The following is a 14,086-nucleotide window of genomic DNA, read 5'->3' as shown; positions in this document are numbered from 1 at the left end:
CGCCTCTCTCTTCCAGTCGGTCGGCCAGCCTGATCCAACGACTCAATCGGCCGGCCCGATCCGGCGACGAACGCATTCGACCGACGCATGGATCGCTGCGGGCTGTCTGTTCCGTGGGAACAACACTGTTCCCGGGGAACAGTCTGCGTCATTATCCACCTTTCAAATCGGACTACGCCATGATTCGGTTGAATGGATGAGCGCGGACGAAACCACCGGAAACAGGGAGCAAACGCCTAGCTCACAGAAGGAATTCGGTTCTGGGCGGCGATTCGTTACTTATTCTCGGGTGGGGTCGTCCAAACGTACGAAGGCCGCGGCGGGACAAGTAATGATTGAGCCTCTCCGAACGACAATGTCGGGAGGGCGATGCCGGATTTGGGTAGCATCGCCTCCAGCGACCGGCCGTGCTCCGGCACCCGAGGTGGCCGAGAGGAGTAATCGATGGCCGAGCCATCCCACAGGTCCACCACTGCCGAGACGGCCCCAGCGGCCACCGAGGTCGACATGGACACGCTCACGTCCGGCGATCTCGACCTCGCCCGTGCCATGACGAACAACCACCCCACACCGCCGAAGTCGGCGCCCCGACATCGTCGTGCGCGCCACGCGAAGGTCGTCGGCGACGAGTCGCCGACCGTGCCTCTCTCCCCGGTCTCCGAGCCGGTCCCCGACCTGCCCAGACCTGATACGACCGGGCCTGACACGACCGGGCCCGACGCCGCAAGTCCCGACGCCACCGAACCCGCCGTCACCGAATCCGCCGCTGTCGCCGAGGGCTGGCGCATCGTCGATCCCCCCGACGCCGACGCCGTCGGGGGCACCGAGGCCACCGCCCTGCCGGAGACACAACTGCCCATCGAGACACAGGTGCCTCCGGAGTCCACCGCGCCGGCCGGGTCGACGCTCGATGGGGACCGGAGCGCGAGCCTCGTCCGCGAGCCGCACGACGGCACCGACTCGCCCCCACCCGCCATCGAGGTGGTCGGCCTGCACAAGCGTTTCGGCGAGAACGTGGCGGTCGAATCGGTGAGCTTCTCCGTCGCGAAGGGCTCGATCCTCGCCTTGCTGGGCCCCAACGGGGCGGGCAAGACGACGACCGTCAACATGCTGTGCACGCTGCTCAAACCGGATGGCGGCTCCGCGACGGTGGCCGGACACGACGTGGCATCCGACGCCCCGGGGGTGCGCCGCTCGATCATGCTCACCGGACAGTTCGCCGCCCTCGACGAAGCCCTCAGCGGCCGCGACAACCTCATCCTCTTCGGACGATTGATGGGCCTGTCGAAATCTGCCGCCCGCGCGCGCGCCGACGAACTGTTGACGTCCTTCGACCTCACCGCCGCAGCCGGACGACGCGTCGGCGAGTACTCCGGCGGGATGCGTCGCCGAATCGACATCGCCTGTGGCCTCGTGACACAGCCCGAGGTCGTCTTCCTCGACGAACCCACCACCGGACTCGACCCGCGCAGTCGGCAGGAGGTGTGGAAGCTCGTCGAGTCGTTGCGCGACCAGGGTGTGACCACGCTGCTCACCACGCAGTACCTCGAAGAGGCCGACACCCTGTCCGATCACATCGTCGTGATCGATCGCGGACGGGTGATCGCCTCGGGGACCGCCGACGAACTGAAGTCCGCCACCGGCGCATCGCATTACGAGGTCACCCCCACCGATCCGGCCGATCTCGACCGGCTTCTCGAGTGTCTCGGCGACCTGGTGGGCGACACCACGGGCGCCGTCGCCGCAGACCGGACAAGCCTCGCGGTGCCCGCCCCGGACGGTGCGGACACCCTGGTCGAGATCGTGCAGCGCACGACCGGCGCGGGTATCCGGCTCTCGGACGTGGCCCTGCGCCGCCCCAGTCTCGACGAGGTGTTCCTCGCCCTGACCGATCCCGCCCCGGCCGATCCTGCGCTGACCGATCCTGCTGCCGCGCAAACCGTTTCATCGGACACCGCGGACGAGACCGCATGACGTCGAGCGGGGTGGCCGCCGGAAGCCTCGCGATGGGGCGCCCCGCAACCAATGGGGTCGTCCAGTGGTGGACGCTCACCGCCCGCGGGCTGCGCGCCATGGTGCGCAACGGTGAGATCGTGTTCGCGTTCGTGGCACCGGTGCTGCTGGCGATCTGCTTCTATCTCCCGCTGCGCACGATCATGGACGCGGACCCGTCGATGGACTACGCCGCATTCCTGATGCCGATCATCTCGTTGCAGTCGGTGAGCTTCGTCGCCTCGTCGGCCGCGATGCGCGCATCGGTGGACACCACCAAGGGCATCAACACACGGTTCCGGACGATGCCGATGCCGATCGCGATCCCCACCCTGGCCCGGCTGGGCACCAACGCCGTACTCCTGATCATCTCAGTGGCCTGTGCGGCGGCCACCAGTCTGGTGATGGGATGGCGACCGCAGGGCTCGGTACTCGAGACCATCGGCCTGTTCGCCGTGGTGCTCGCCGTCGGGGTGCTGATCGCGGTGCTGGCCGACGCGTTGGGGCTGCTGTCCAACAGCCCGGAGGCGACGAGTCAGGCGCTGTCGCTGCCGATCCTGGTACTCGGCCTGCTCTCGACCGGCTTCGTGCCCGAGGACCAGTTCCCCGAATGGATTCAGCCGTTCGTCCGCAATCAGCCGATCTCGCAGTTCGCGACATCGATGCGGGCGCTCAGCGACGGGACCGTCACCCTCGAGATCCTGACACCGACCATCTGGTGGTGCGTCGGTCTCGCGATCGTGGGCGTGGTGCTGACCGGGATCGGCATCCGGAGGTCGGTGCGATGACCGCGGCAGATACTCCGACCACCAGCCCGGCGACAGCCGCACCGGCGAGCCCCGCCCCGGCTGCGTCCGCGCCGGCCACGACCGCCCCGCGGGAGAGCACGGTGCGCGCCTGGGCAACCCAGAGCGTGGTGCTCGCCTGGCGTCAGGTGTCGGTGATGGTGCGGGACAAGGCGACGTTCCTCCAGCTGGTCCTCGTGCCGATCCTGACGCTGTTGATGTTCAAGGTGGTCCTCGGTGATGCGATCGGGAGCGCGACGGGTCAGGACAGCACGTACGGGACCGTGCCGCTGGTCATCCTGGTCAGCGCCATGTTCGGATCGGTCGCCGCGGGTATCCGGCTCAACCAGGAACGCGGTACCGGGTTGTTGTCACGGCTCTACGTACTCCCGATCAACCGGGCCGCCGACCTCACGTCCCGACTGATGAGCGAGATGGTCCGCATCGTGGTGGTCACCGCTCTCCTGATCGCGGTGGGCACCACCATCGGATTCGACATCACCGGCGGGGTGATCGCGGTCGCCGGGATCTTCGGCGTCGCGCTGATGTACGGCGTCGCCTACGCGACGCTCGTCCTCGCCCTGGCGGTCAGCGCCCGCCCGTCGGCTCCCCTCGTCCCACTGCTGTCACTGGTGTCGAGCGTGCTCATGTTCTTCAACTCCGGTTTCTCACCTGTCGACGCGTATCCGGGCTGGCTGCAACCCATCGTCGAGAACCAGCCGATGACCCCGACGATCGAGGTGATGCGGTCACTGGCGGCGGGAGGACCCATCGCGGAGAACATGGTCAAGGTGACGATCTGGACGGTCGTCATCATCGGCGTGTGCCTGTACCCGGCGCTGCACGGCTACCGGAAGGCCGCCACGGCCCGCTGATCGGCAGCACTCACCCGGGGTTTGTCTCGCACGGCGCGACAACAGTTGGCAGAGTTGTCCCATGGACATCGAACAGGCCGACACCCCACGGCCGGATCGGGAGATCCTCACCTGGGCACTCAACGGCGACGCCTGCCGGTCGCTCGCACAGATGGTCGCCGACGACGGATTCGTCCCGGACATCATTCTCGGGATCGCGCGCGGCGGACTCATCCCGGCCGGTGCGCTGGCCTACGCCCTCGAGTGCAAGATCCTGATCTCACTCAACGTGGAGTTCTACACCGGCATCGGCGAGACCCTGGCCGAGCCGGTCCTGCTGCCGTCGTTGCTGGAGAGCAGCGGTCTCGTCGACCAGCGCGTACTGGTCGTCGATGATGTCGCCGACTCCGGCAAGACATTGAAACTGGTCAACGACTACTGCGAGAACCAGGGACGTGTCGCCGAGGTCCGTAACGCGGTGATCTATCAGAAGCCGCACACCATCACCCGGCCCGACTACAGCTGGCGAACCACCGACAAGTGGATCGACTTCCCGTGGTCGGCGGACGGGCCGGTGGCAGGTATCGAGGTGTCCCGCTGAGCCGTGTGGAGACGGCCGGTCACCCGATGGCGCGTAGGCCCGTCTCGCCGTGACCGATGTCGCGCGCGAGCCAATCGATCACCTGATTGACCGTGAACGCCACCGCCGCCGGCTCGCCGAGACGGCCGATCCGCGGCAGGCAATGGACGATCGCCGCGCAGATGGTGGAACCGATGCCGAGGCCGTTGAGGTCGGACACCATCCCGTAGCGCACGAGAGCTCGGGACAGATCGCGATAGGTGGCGCTCTGCCCACTGAACCGCACCGCGGTCAACGTCGGGGTGATCTCGGCACGGCGGGCGACCTCGTCCCGGGTCGCACGTAGTCGTGCAACCTGCCCGGATTCTGGTTCTCTGGCCATGCTGACCCGCTTTCCACCACTGAGAACCTTCACGATGCTCCGGGGAAAGTTCTCCGTGAGGAAATGATGACAGTTCGATGCGCGTCTGTCAGGCAGGCGCGACGGATTCGCAGCGGATCGCGGCGCGCCCGCGGCGTGTCATTCCGCGGCGCGCTCGGCGCGATCTGCCTCCATGGCGTCGATCAGACTCTTCGGCCGCAGATCGGTCCAGTTCTGCTCCACGTACTCGAGGCAGGCGGCACGGCTGTCCTCGCCGAACACCTTGGTCCAGCCGGCCGGGATCTCGGCGAAGGTCGGCCAGAGCGAATGCTGGTTCTCGTCGTTCACCAGGACGTAGAAACGTCCGTTCTCGTCGTCGAACGGATTGGTCATCGCGGGTGTCGTTCCTCTCGGGTCGAGTGATGCCTTCGGGTCCGCCAGGTTTTTCTGATCGTACCGGTCGCTCACCTGGGCCGGAACGGACGGACCACGTCTGGTTGCGTGGTCCGGACGACGGCTCCTCCCGGGCCGTAGGCTCTCGGACATGGCCACCGACAAGACCGGAGCCGCCACCACGGTCTCCCAGAACCCACCGGCACAGCGATTCGAGATCGCGGTCGCCGACGCCACCGGCGATCCGGTCACCGCGGGATTCGCCGCCTATCGGGATCGCGACGCGGACGGGACACCGCAACGCGTGTTCTTCCACACCGAGGTCGCCGACGAGTTCGGCGGCCGCGGTCTCGGCACGATTCTCATCCACGAGGCGCTCGATGCCACCCGCGACCAGGGGCGGGTGATCGTCGGTGTGTGCCCGATGGTGGCGGCGTTCCTGCGCAAGCACCCCGAGTACTCCGATTCCTCCCGAACCCCGACCCCGGAGATCCTGCGATGGTTGGACGCCGAACTCCGGTGACCGACCGGCTCAGGTGAGCGCGCCGGAGCCGCTGGTGACGGTGCCGTCCGCGGCACAGTCGTGACGTCGCACGCCGCTCTCGTCGGTGGCGACGATGGTGGCGCGGGTCGCACGTCCGGGCGGCATCACGCGGGCGGTGACGCGACCCGATCGCATCTGCGCGAGCTCGGCAACGACCAGGTCGTCGAGCCGGGCCTGTAGTCCCCGGGCATCCCCCATGCCGCCGTCGTCGAGCAGTATCACCGCAACCCCCCGCCGCCGGGCCTGCCACACGGCCGTCCTGACCTGACCGGACTGCCATGCGGGGGCCCGGATGCCATCGCGCAGTTGGGCTTCGACGAGTCTGGCATGGGCCACCTCGTCGGCGCGGAAAACGTGTCCCGCGGCGACTTTCTGCAGCATCGGGCGGGCCTCGCGGTCGAGCAGCGCCAATTGCCGGTCGCGCTCCTCGGTGGCCGCGGCGACGGCGGCATCGTCGGCGGCGAACCGCACCGCGCGGGCGCGCAGGGTGCGGATGCCCGCGGCGATGGGTCGCAGCATCACCGCGAACAGCGACGCGAACAACATCACCGGGTAGACCCACGACGTGAAGGCGAGGCCGTCGACGAAGCCGATGTCCCGGGCCCATCCCCATATCCCTGCCGACAAGCTCATCGCGACCGCGCCGATCCAGGCGATGCCGACCCGTCCGCGGATTGCCAGCAATGCCAGCACGACGATCCCGCCGATCGCCGCGGGCACACACTGCACCGGTTGGAAGGTGTCCATCGGCACGGACCACCACGCGGTTGCGGTGCCCGCGACCATGAGCGCGAGCGCGCCACAGCCGACGCGGAGCGGCAGTGGGTCGCCGCGGCGACGCGTCAGCAGGGCGAGGTCGCCGGCAAGGACCGCGAACGCGACGCTCAGACCAACCCAGTTCCACACCGACCGGATCTCCAGACCGGACCCGATCGTCACGATCACATACGTCGCGCCGAGCGCCAGCAAGGCGCGCACCACCTGCGGAGAACGCAGGCCGAAGAGGTCGACGGCCTCGCCGGACATCGGTTCGCCGGTCGGGGCGACCGATGTGTCGTGCTCGGCGATCGTGGACCGGCCGACGGCGAACCGGCGCCAGGGTGTCGCGGTCGGTGTCGTCCCGGTCGCACCGTGGCGCCGGTCCGATTCGTGGTCGGGGCAGTCGCGCAGCCAACTGAGGATCACGGTCGTGCCGCGCCCGGGCGCGCTCTGCACGCGCGCCGAACCACCGGGGATCGTCTCCATTCGCCGTCGGATGCCGACGGCGACGCCGAAACGCTCCGGTCGGACCGCGGTGGGCTCGAAGCCGCATCCGTCGTCGACGACGGCGACGGAGACCTCGTCCGCGCGCAGATTTCCGATCACCAGGCACGATGCGTCACCACCTGCGTGGCGCCGGACATTGCGGATCGCCTCGCACATGGCATCGACAATCGCGGTGACGGCGTCCGTGGGATAGGTGGGCCGGCGGTCGACGGTTCCGACGTCCGGGTGCGGTTCGGTCGAGTCGCGTTCGATCGTGAACTGGCGATCGATGTCGTCACCCATCGACGCCAGGGCCGACCGGATGCGGTGGACGAGTTCGTCGGCCCCGATCGTGGTGGGCTGTTCGTCGTCGTCGCGGCGGTCGAGTTCGTCCAGGGCCGACGCCGCCTGAGCGAGCAGACCGGGCGACGGCCGGCCCGCGTCGATCGCGAGCAGGATCGCGATCACCTTGTCGTGGATCAATGCGGCGAAGCGGGACCGCTCGGCGTCCTGGGCGACCGACGCGGCCGACGCCGCCGCCTGCTCGATGGCGGCGGCCCGCGAGTCGTCGAGGAACCGTGCCGTCCGGACCGTGACGACGGCGACCGCGAGGAACACCACGGTCAGGGCGATCTGCAGCAGCGAGCCGAGGTAGAGCTCGAACCGGAGGTGGCCGTAGAGGCCGAACAGATTCGCGGTCTGCGCCAGCAGGGTGATCGCGACGATGTGAACCACACCGAGTCGCGGATGTCCGGTCATCCCGAACAGCAGGCCCGCGACCCCCGGGAACTGCACCAGCCAGACACTCCACGACGAACCGTCCGGAGCGAGATCACCGGTCCAGGCGACGAACCACAGCGCGACGGCGACGGCGACACCGAGGTTGCAGCCGAAGGCGAGCGCGGTGAGATGGGGCAGGCGCGGGCGGTAGCTCGCGACGATGACGAGCAGGGCCGGCACCGCCACGAGCATCATGCTGACCGGCGGCCACCAGGCTGCGGTCACCTCGGCCTGCGCGACGATCAGCGGCGTCAGTCCGGCGATGAACACGAGCAGTCCGCAGCCCAGGAATCGCGAGCCGAATCGGCGGATACGCGCGAGATCCGTCGTGTCGGCGGGCCCGATAAGGTGTCGACGCCACGGCCGCATCGGCGCCGACGTGCGCGGCACCGGACCTGTGATCGTCGGCGCGGCCACCTACTCCCCGATCCTCGTCGTACTGGCTCTCCCGGACATGATGACCCCGCCGACATCCCGGCGCCAACGTGGCTTGCCGCGCCCACCGTGCGGATCTCGGGTTCCGTGCGGCCGACGGCCCCTCACCACACGTCGGGCCCGCCGGTACCGCACCGCAGCACGGACCAGCCCCAGGGCGACAGCGACAGACCGATGCCGCCGTCGGCGTCGGCCTGCAGCCGCTGCCCGGTGAACACGTCGACGACCCGGGCGCGCGGCGCGAGGAACGAGACGTCGTCGCCGGTGTCCCACGCCGGGACCACATGGGCGGCGGCGGCCGTCCCGGACACGTTGAGCGCGATCGTCCATCGGTGTCGGCCGCTGCGCGTCCAGCAGATCACGCCGTCAGGTCCGGCGACCTCACACAACCGATATGCGCCGGAGCCGAATGCGTCGTCGCGCAGGACGTCGAGCAACGCGCGGTAGAACAGGGCACGGTCGGGGTCCACCGGTTCGTCGGGCATCCGGCCGAGCTGGACCGGGAGGCGCGTCCGTCGACCGGTGACCTGGCCCTGATGGATCAGCCGAGCACCGGGCAGCGTGAGGAACGCGACCGCGGCTTGGCGGTCACGTCCGTCGAACGCGACCGGTGCCCGCGGTTCGTCGTGGTTCTCGATGAAACGCAACATGGTTGGTCGCGCATCGTCGGTGCCCGGATGGTCGTCTGGGCCCGGATGGTCGTCTGGGCCCAGATGTCGGTGCAGCGAGCCCGGGTCATCGCGGAGCGTGTCGTAGAACGACTTGTCGTAGCAGAGGTCGAAGCCCTGGTCGATCAGTGCCGCCTCGGTGCCCCAGTACGCCTCGGCGATGAACGTGAAACCGGGGTGTTCGGCCCGGACAGCGTTGATCACCGCCGGCCAGAAGTCCGTGTCCGGCGCCGGCCCGGCCCGCTCACCCCAGGTGCCGGCGAAGACGTCGGTCATCATCAGCATCGCCATGTCGCAGCGGACCCCGTCGCACTGCTGCGCGATCGATCGCAGCGTCGCGATCTGGGCGGCCCGCAGGTCCGGATGAAAGGAGTTGAGCTGCAGCACATCCGTCCATGCCGGAAAGTACGGGTCGCGGCCGTGCGCGATGATATGGCCGGCGATCTCGGTGAACGACCCCGCCTGTTCCGTCAGATCGGCGTGGTCGCCGCCGACGAACCACGTCCGGTGCGCGGTTGCCCACGCATGGTCGGTGGCGACGTGGTTGGGCACGAAATCGAGGATGAGTGCCAGCCCGCGATCGGCGAGCGCACGCCGCGCCTGCGCCAGGCCCTCGGGTCCGCCGAGGTGCTCGTCGACGACGTACTCGCGCACCGCATATGGCGACCCGACGACGTCGTCGTCGCGCAGATCGGGCAGTGCCCCGGTGAACCACTCCATCAGTGGGTCGTCGGCGCGCGCGATGGCGGCCCCGGCCGGGCTACGCCGCCACACGCCCATCAGCCAGACGGCGTCGAACCCGCCGGCGGCGATGCCGTCCCAGGTCTCGTCGTCGACGTCGCCGAGGGTCATCGCGACGCCGGCTTCATCCGAGCCGAGACGCGCGGTGAGTTCGGCGAGCCACGGCCACGTGTTGATCTCGTAGATGAGTGGCGAAGCCGGCAGCGGCCGGTGCGCGGTCATCGACGCCACCGGTGGACACCACTGGGCCGCAAGCGGACGTGCCCGTCATCTGGCGTGGCGGGTTGGCCGTCCTGGGGATAGCGACGGGCCACGGGTCCGGCGGTCGCGCCGTGCAGGACGACGCTGGCCAGCACGGTGACACCGATGGCCGCCACCGCCGCCTGCGCGTTGGGGTCGGACCCCAGTTGTTCGGCGCCCAGTAGGGCGAACACAACGGAAGCGAGGCCGCGCGGCCCGAACCACCCGAGTATCAGCACGTCTCGGCCGGGCAGCCCGGCGCCCAGCAGGGACACCGCGACCGGCAGCATCCGGAAAACCGTCAGGCTGAGCACCGCATAGCCCGCCATCAGAGCCAGATCGCCCGCCTCGACGACGTGGAACGCCAGCGGGATGAGTATCGAACCGAACAGGAACCACACGACCAGGGCGAGCAGTTCACCGCCGAGCTCGGGCAGTACCTCCAGGACAGTTGTGTCGTCGTCGCCTCGCCTACGTGTCGTGTCACCGTTCGCCGGTCCGGTTCGTCTGTCCTCCACGCGCTCTCGGTCGAGGACGTATCCGAAGGTCATGCCGGCGACGAAGGCGGCGATGAAGCCGTTGCCCTCGACTGCGGTGGCGAGCGCGAACACACCGACCGCGGTGGCCAGCGCGGCGATCTGCCGGGTCTTGGGCGACGAGAGGTCGCGGGTGGCCGACTGATTGATGGCCCACGCGGCGAGCCCGCCGACGGCGACACCGATCCCGATACCGAGGCCGAGTTCGCCGGCCGCCTCGCCCACCGTGATCGCGTCGGCGCCGGCGACGCCCAGAGCGCTCGCCGCGATGGCGATCGCCAGTGTCACAACGGGAGTCGCGATACCGTCGTTCAGGCCGCTTTCCACGTTGAGGGACAACCGGAGTCTGCGCGGGATACGTTCGTCGTCGATCACCTGCACGCTCAGCGCGGCGTCGGTCGGGGCCAACGCCGCACCGACGAACAGTGCCAGCCCCCAGCCGAATTCGCCGAACATCACCTCGGCGCCCACGGTCCCCAGGCCGATGGTCAGCGGCAGGCCCACCAACAGCAGGCGGGCCGGCAATCGCACGGCGCGGCGCAACCGTCCCACGTCGACGCGGGATGCGTCGGTGAACAGCACGAGTCCGAGGGTCAGTTCGGCGAGGGTGTGGACGATCGACGTGTCGACATCGATCGTCAACAGTCCCCAGTCCGGGTTGCCGAGGAGGTACCCGGCGAGGACGAACAGCAGCGGTCCGGTGACGTCGTGGCGGGTCAGCATGCGCGACAGCACCGCCCAGACAAGCACGAGCAGACAGACGACGGCGACCGCTGACTCGGTCATCTCGAACCCGCGCCCAGGCCGATCGGCATGTTCGGATTATGCAGCACAGAGTGCGTCGACGTGGACCCGATACGCGCCCAGCACGCGGCGGCGCAGGCCCCGGTGTCCTACTCCCCCGTCGGCGGCGCCAGGACGGCGAGCACTGTTGCCTCGATGAGTTCACCGGCCACGTCGGGTGTGTGCTCACCGCGATACACCGCGCGGGAGGCGCCGTGCAGGATGTCCTGGATCGTGGTGATCTGCCAGGCCAACGGCATGTCGTCGCGGAATCGACCGGCGCTCCGCCCTCGCTCGAGCAGCGTCCGCATCCGAGCGATCGGTTCGAGGTGCGCCTCGTGCAGGTCCTCCGAACTCAGAGATTTCTCGGCAGCCTGCACGAGTGCCCCGTGGCGATGGGTGAGCCGCCAGGAAGCCGCGAGAAGCCGGCGCATCACCTCGACGGGCTCGCCGTCGAGGTCGACGTCGGACAGCTCGGACTCGGCGCGCGCCATGGCGGCGTCGACCACTGCGGCGATCAACGTCGCACGGGAATCGAAGTGCCCGTACAGGGTCACCCGGCCCACCCCGGCCTCTCGGGCGATGTCGGCGAGGCTGGCATCGGGGTCGCGCGCCAACAGTCGGGTCGCGGCATCGACGATCGCGGCGGCGTTCATCCGGGCGTCTGCACGCTTCGTCGTGTTGGGTTCCGGCGTCGCCACGCACACATGATGCCTCACCCAACCGACACTTCTCAAACATGAGTGTTCGAGTTACCCTGATTGCAACTTGAACATCAATGTTTGAGTTATCGATGTCGGCGAGCACCGACGACTCTCTTCGACAGGAGCGCCATGTCACGTCCTGCCCCCGCCGACGAGCGGCATGTCTCGGGCCTTCGCCGGTCTGGCCGTTCGCCGCTGCAATGGTGGCCGGTCGCGACCGGCCTCGCCCTCGGACTGTTCTCGATCGCCACCGACGACCCGAACACGATCGATGGGATTCTGCCGGTCCTGGTGATCGCAACCACGTGCTACGCACTGATCGCCTTCACCGGGCGCACGACGTGGTCATGGCCAATCACCGGACTGTTCGCAGTTGTCTACCTGGCCGCCGACGCCGCATCTCTGCCGGCGGCGGTCATCCTCGTCGGCGTCACCGTCGTGGCCGTCGGCGTGGGTATCGCGTCCGGTCGCTGGCGGCCGCCGCCACCCGAGATGGGGTGGCAGCCGTGGGGTGCGACGGTTTTCCACGCCGCGGCGATCGGCGCCCTGTTCCTCGACGTGACGGTTGCCAAAGTGGTCATCGCGGTCGGACTCCTTCTCCACGGCGCGTGGGACATCGCTCATTGGCGCCGCCAGGCGGTGGTGTCGCGGTCACTCGCGGAATGGTGTGCCGCGCTGGACATCAGCTTGGGCATCGGGGTTCTCGCATTGGTGGCATTCACATGACCGGCGGGCCACAGGCCGAAACGCTCTTCACGCCGTCCGACGCGACGCCGATGAGCACGAAGCGCCTTCGGCTACGGCGCGGCCGGCCTGACCGCGACGCGCTGGCGATTCATCTGAAGGAGCACTGATGCGCAGAATCGTGGTGTCGATGTGGACCACACTGGACGGGTACGTCGCCGGCCTCGACGACGAGATGGACTGGCTCGCGCCCGACGACGACATGGCGGCCTATGAGACGTCGCTGGTCATGAGCGCCGACGCGTTGCTCCTCGGGCGCGTGACGCACACCGACTTCGCCGGCGCATGGCCCCCGATCGCGCACGACGCGGACCAACCGCCCGAGACCCGCGCCTACGCCCGGCGGGTGGACGAGATGCCGAAGTTCGTCGTCTCGCGGTCCGGCGCGATCGCCGAGTGGGACAACACGTCCCGTCTCGACACACTCGACCGAGACACCGTCGCCGATCTCAAGGCCTCAGGCGACGGCACCGTCGTGATCTACGGGAGCCTGGCCGTCATCGCCGCCCTGCAGCAGTTCGGCGCCGTCGACCAGTACGACCTGCTCGTCCATCCCACGGCGTTGGGCACGGGCAAGGCTCTGTTCACGTCAGGCACCCGCCTGCAGCTCGTCTCGGCGGAGGCATTCGGGTCGGGTGTCACGCTGATGCGATACACACCGGCCGTCGGGCCCTGACATGCAGCGAACACACGAGTGGCCCGCTCCCTCTCGGGAACGGGCCACTCGTGACGACTGTGTCGGTGATGGGCCTCTTACTTGGCCTTCTCCATCACCTCGACGAGACGCCAGTGCTTGGTCGCCGACAGCGGACGGGTCTCCATGATCCGCACGCGGTCGCCGATTCCGGCGATCTCCTGCTCGTCGTGTGCCTTGACCTTGCTCGTGGTCCGGATGATCTTGCCGTACAGCGGGTGCCGCGTACGATCCTCCAGCTCGACCACGATGGTCTTCTGCATCTTGTCGCTCACCACGTAGCCGATCCGCTCCTTGCGGCTCGCACGCGGATCGGTCGCGACGTTCTGGCTTGCGCTCACGTTCTGGTCCTCACTCATGCGTCATCACCTTCCGGTCCCGACGCCAGACCCAGCTCACGCTCGCGCATCACGGTGTAGATCCGGGCGATCTCGCGACGCACGGTCCGCAGACGACGGTTGTTGTCGAGCTGGCCGGTGGCCATCTGGAAACGAAGGTTGAACAGCTCTTCCTTCGACTCGCGCAGACGATCGACCAGATCGGTGTCACTGAGCTCGCGCAGCTCGTTGGCTGCCACTCCGAGTGCCATCAGAACTGCTCCTCTCTGGTCACGATGCGGGTCTTGATCGGGAGCTTGTGCTGCGCGCGACGCAGGGCCTCGCGAGCGGTCTCCTCATTGGGGTAGGTCATCTCGAACAGCACGCGACCCGGCTTCACCGGGGCCACCCACCATTCCGGCGAACCCTTACCGGAACCCATGCGGGTCTCAGCAGGCTTCTTGGTCAGCGGACGGTCCGGGAAGATGTTGATCCACACCTTGCCGCCACGCTTGATGTGCCGGTTGATGGCGATACGAGCGGACTCGATCTGCCGGTTGGTGATGTATGCACCTTCCAGCGCCTGGATGCCGTAGTCACCGAACGTCACCTTGGTGCCGCCCTTGGCCTGGCCCTTCAGGCTGGGGTGATGCTGCTTGCGGTGCTTGACCCGACGGGGGATCAGCATGA

The 14,086-nt window shown here is 68.4% G+C and carries 17 protein-coding genes; 8 read left to right on the top strand and 9 right to left on the bottom strand.

Annotated elements, in window-relative coordinates:
• Positions 1-444: 444 nt before the first annotated feature.
• The 4 genes from V1Y59_RS00605 to V1Y59_RS00590 all read left to right on the top strand — a co-directional run bounded on the left by V1Y59_RS00605 (position 445) and on the right by V1Y59_RS00590 (position 4,232).
• A complete protein-coding gene (locus tag V1Y59_RS00605) occupies positions 445-1,974 on the top strand; it encodes an ATP-binding cassette domain-containing protein (protein WP_330502912.1) in 1,530 nt (509 codons plus the stop codon).
• On the top strand, positions 1,971-2,780 hold the full coding sequence (locus tag V1Y59_RS00600; RefSeq protein WP_330502911.1) for an ABC transporter permease: 810 nt from the start codon (positions 1,971-1,973) through the stop codon (positions 2,778-2,780). Before V1Y59_RS00605 ends, V1Y59_RS00600 begins: the two co-directional genes overlap by 4 nt.
• Complete coding sequence (locus V1Y59_RS00595; protein ID WP_330502910.1) at positions 2,777-3,652, top strand: ABC transporter permease; 876 nt, start codon at positions 2,777-2,779, stop codon at positions 3,650-3,652. Before V1Y59_RS00600 ends, V1Y59_RS00595 begins: the two co-directional genes overlap by 4 nt.
• Positions 3,653-3,713: 61 nt before the next feature.
• Positions 3,714-4,232: a phosphoribosyltransferase gene (locus V1Y59_RS00590; protein WP_330502909.1), complete on the top strand. Its 519-nt coding sequence runs from the start codon at positions 3,714-3,716 to the stop codon at positions 4,230-4,232.
• A 19-nt stretch (positions 4,233-4,251) separates the two neighbouring features.
• On the opposite strand, the gene V1Y59_RS00585 is transcribed toward V1Y59_RS00590, so the two are convergent.
• Together V1Y59_RS00585 and V1Y59_RS00580 are read right to left on the bottom strand one after the other, a co-directional pair.
• Positions 4,252-4,593, bottom strand: a complete 342-nt coding sequence (locus V1Y59_RS00585; protein WP_330502908.1) for a hypothetical protein — start codon at positions 4,591-4,593, stop codon at positions 4,252-4,254.
• 138 nt (positions 4,594-4,731) lie between these two features.
• On the bottom strand, positions 4,732-4,965 hold the full coding sequence (locus V1Y59_RS00580; RefSeq protein ID WP_330502907.1) for an MbtH family protein: 234 nt from the start codon (positions 4,963-4,965) through the stop codon (positions 4,732-4,734).
• Between the two features lie 151 nt (positions 4,966-5,116).
• Between V1Y59_RS00580 and V1Y59_RS00575 the strand changes: the two genes are divergently transcribed.
• Positions 5,117-5,488, top strand: a complete 372-nt coding sequence (locus V1Y59_RS00575) for a GNAT family N-acetyltransferase (protein WP_330502906.1) — start codon at positions 5,117-5,119, stop codon at positions 5,486-5,488.
• A gap of 9 nt (positions 5,489-5,497) precedes the next feature.
• Here the strand turns inward: V1Y59_RS00575 and V1Y59_RS00570 are convergent, their stop codons facing one another.
• From V1Y59_RS00570 to V1Y59_RS00555, 4 genes are all read right to left on the bottom strand, one after another.
• A complete protein-coding gene (locus V1Y59_RS00570; RefSeq protein ID WP_330502905.1) occupies positions 5,498-7,951 on the bottom strand; it encodes a hypothetical protein in 2,454 nt (817 codons plus the stop codon).
• A 122-nt stretch (positions 7,952-8,073) separates the two neighbouring features.
• Positions 8,074-9,600 (bottom strand): alpha-amylase family protein, encoded by a 1,527-nt coding sequence (locus tag V1Y59_RS00565; RefSeq protein WP_330502904.1) that lies wholly within the window; start codon positions 9,598-9,600, stop codon positions 8,074-8,076.
• The gene (locus V1Y59_RS00560) at positions 9,597-10,940 is read right to left on the bottom strand and encodes a cation:proton antiporter (protein WP_330502902.1); all 1,344 of its coding nucleotides are present in this window, start codon (positions 10,938-10,940) and stop codon (positions 9,597-9,599) included. The genes V1Y59_RS00565 and V1Y59_RS00560 overlap by 4 nt, the downstream gene beginning before the upstream one ends.
• A gap of 107 nt (positions 10,941-11,047) precedes the next feature.
• Positions 11,048-11,638, bottom strand: coding sequence for a TetR/AcrR family transcriptional regulator (locus V1Y59_RS00555; RefSeq protein WP_330502901.1), 591 nt, complete (start codon positions 11,636-11,638; stop codon positions 11,048-11,050).
• A 132-nt stretch (positions 11,639-11,770) separates the two neighbouring features.
• On the opposite strand from V1Y59_RS00555, the gene V1Y59_RS00550 reads away from it, so the two are divergent.
• Genes V1Y59_RS00550 through V1Y59_RS00540 form a run of 3 tightly spaced genes read left to right on the top strand, consistent with a single transcriptional unit; the run spans position 11,771 to position 13,061 of the window.
• A complete protein-coding gene (locus V1Y59_RS00550; protein WP_330502900.1) occupies positions 11,771-12,367 on the top strand; it encodes a hypothetical protein in 597 nt (198 codons plus the stop codon).
• A complete protein-coding gene (locus tag V1Y59_RS00545) occupies positions 12,364-12,495 on the top strand; it encodes a hypothetical protein (protein WP_330502899.1) in 132 nt (43 codons plus the stop codon). The genes V1Y59_RS00550 and V1Y59_RS00545 overlap by 4 nt, the downstream gene beginning before the upstream one ends.
• A complete protein-coding gene (locus V1Y59_RS00540) occupies positions 12,495-13,061 on the top strand; it encodes a dihydrofolate reductase family protein (protein WP_330502898.1) in 567 nt (188 codons plus the stop codon). The genes V1Y59_RS00545 and V1Y59_RS00540 overlap by 1 nt, the downstream gene beginning before the upstream one ends.
• Positions 13,062-13,138: 77 nt before the next feature.
• Here V1Y59_RS00540 and rpsQ read toward each other — a convergent pair whose 3' ends face one another.
• Genes rpsQ through rplP form a run of 3 tightly spaced genes read right to left on the bottom strand, consistent with a single transcriptional unit; the run spans position 13,139 to position 14,084 of the window.
• Entirely contained in the window at positions 13,139-13,438 is a 300-nt protein-coding gene (gene rpsQ, locus V1Y59_RS00535) for a 30S ribosomal protein S17 (RefSeq protein ID WP_431309069.1), read from the bottom strand.
• Entirely contained in the window at positions 13,435-13,668 is a 234-nt protein-coding gene (gene rpmC / locus V1Y59_RS00530) for a 50S ribosomal protein L29 (protein ID WP_330432749.1), read from the bottom strand. The genes rpsQ and rpmC overlap by 4 nt, the downstream gene beginning before the upstream one ends.
• Positions 13,668-14,084 carry a 50S ribosomal protein L16 gene (gene rplP / locus V1Y59_RS00525; protein WP_086534385.1) on the bottom strand — a complete coding sequence of 139 codons (417 nt, stop codon included), beginning with the start codon at positions 14,082-14,084 and terminating at the stop codon, positions 13,668-13,670. The genes rpmC and rplP overlap by 1 nt, the downstream gene beginning before the upstream one ends.
• Between the last annotated feature and the right edge of the window lie 2 nt (positions 14,085-14,086).

Source organism: Gordonia prachuapensis (genome assembly GCF_036350515.1).
Lineage (GTDB): Bacteria > Actinomycetota > Actinomycetes > Mycobacteriales > Mycobacteriaceae > Gordonia > Gordonia prachuapensis.
Note: the sequence above shows the minus strand (reverse complement) of the source record. Positions and strands in the feature narration are given on the sequence as shown.

Excerpts from the sequence above, each read along its gene's own strand:
- V1Y59_RS00605 (WP_330502912.1), top strand. The coding sequence starts at position 445 with ATGGCCGAGCCATCCCACAGGTCCACCACTGCCGAGACGGCCCCAGCG.
- V1Y59_RS00600 (WP_330502911.1), top strand. The coding sequence starts at position 1,971 with ATGACGTCGAGCGGGGTGGCCGCCGGAAGCCTCGCGATGGGGCGCCCC.
- V1Y59_RS00595 (WP_330502910.1), top strand. The coding sequence starts at position 2,777 with ATGACCGCGGCAGATACTCCGACCACCAGCCCGGCGACAGCCGCACCG.
- V1Y59_RS00590 (WP_330502909.1), top strand. The coding sequence starts at position 3,714 with ATGGACATCGAACAGGCCGACACCCCACGGCCGGATCGGGAGATCCTC.
- V1Y59_RS00585 (WP_330502908.1), bottom strand. The coding sequence starts at position 4,593 with ATGGCCAGAGAACCAGAATCCGGGCAGGTTGCACGACTACGTGCGACC.
- V1Y59_RS00580 (WP_330502907.1), bottom strand. The coding sequence starts at position 4,965 with ATGACCAATCCGTTCGACGACGAGAACGGACGTTTCTACGTCCTGGTG.
- V1Y59_RS00575 (WP_330502906.1), top strand. The coding sequence starts at position 5,117 with ATGGCCACCGACAAGACCGGAGCCGCCACCACGGTCTCCCAGAACCCA.
- V1Y59_RS00565 (WP_330502904.1), bottom strand. The coding sequence starts at position 9,600 with ATGACCGCGCACCGGCCGCTGCCGGCTTCGCCACTCATCTACGAGATC.
- V1Y59_RS00560 (WP_330502902.1), bottom strand. The coding sequence starts at position 10,940 with ATGACCGAGTCAGCGGTCGCCGTCGTCTGTCTGCTCGTGCTTGTCTGG.
- V1Y59_RS00550 (WP_330502900.1), top strand. The coding sequence starts at position 11,771 with ATGTCACGTCCTGCCCCCGCCGACGAGCGGCATGTCTCGGGCCTTCGC.
- V1Y59_RS00545 (WP_330502899.1), top strand. The coding sequence starts at position 12,364 with ATGACCGGCGGGCCACAGGCCGAAACGCTCTTCACGCCGTCCGACGCG.
- V1Y59_RS00540 (WP_330502898.1), top strand. The coding sequence starts at position 12,495 with ATGCGCAGAATCGTGGTGTCGATGTGGACCACACTGGACGGGTACGTC.
- rpsQ (WP_431309069.1), bottom strand. The coding sequence starts at position 13,438 with ATGAGTGAGGACCAGAACGTGAGCGCAAGCCAGAACGTCGCGACCGAT.
- rpmC (WP_330432749.1), bottom strand. The coding sequence starts at position 13,668 with ATGGCACTCGGAGTGGCAGCCAACGAGCTGCGCGAGCTCAGTGACACC.
- rplP (WP_086534385.1), bottom strand. The coding sequence starts at position 14,084 with ATGCTGATCCCCCGTCGGGTCAAGCACCGCAAGCAGCATCACCCCAGC.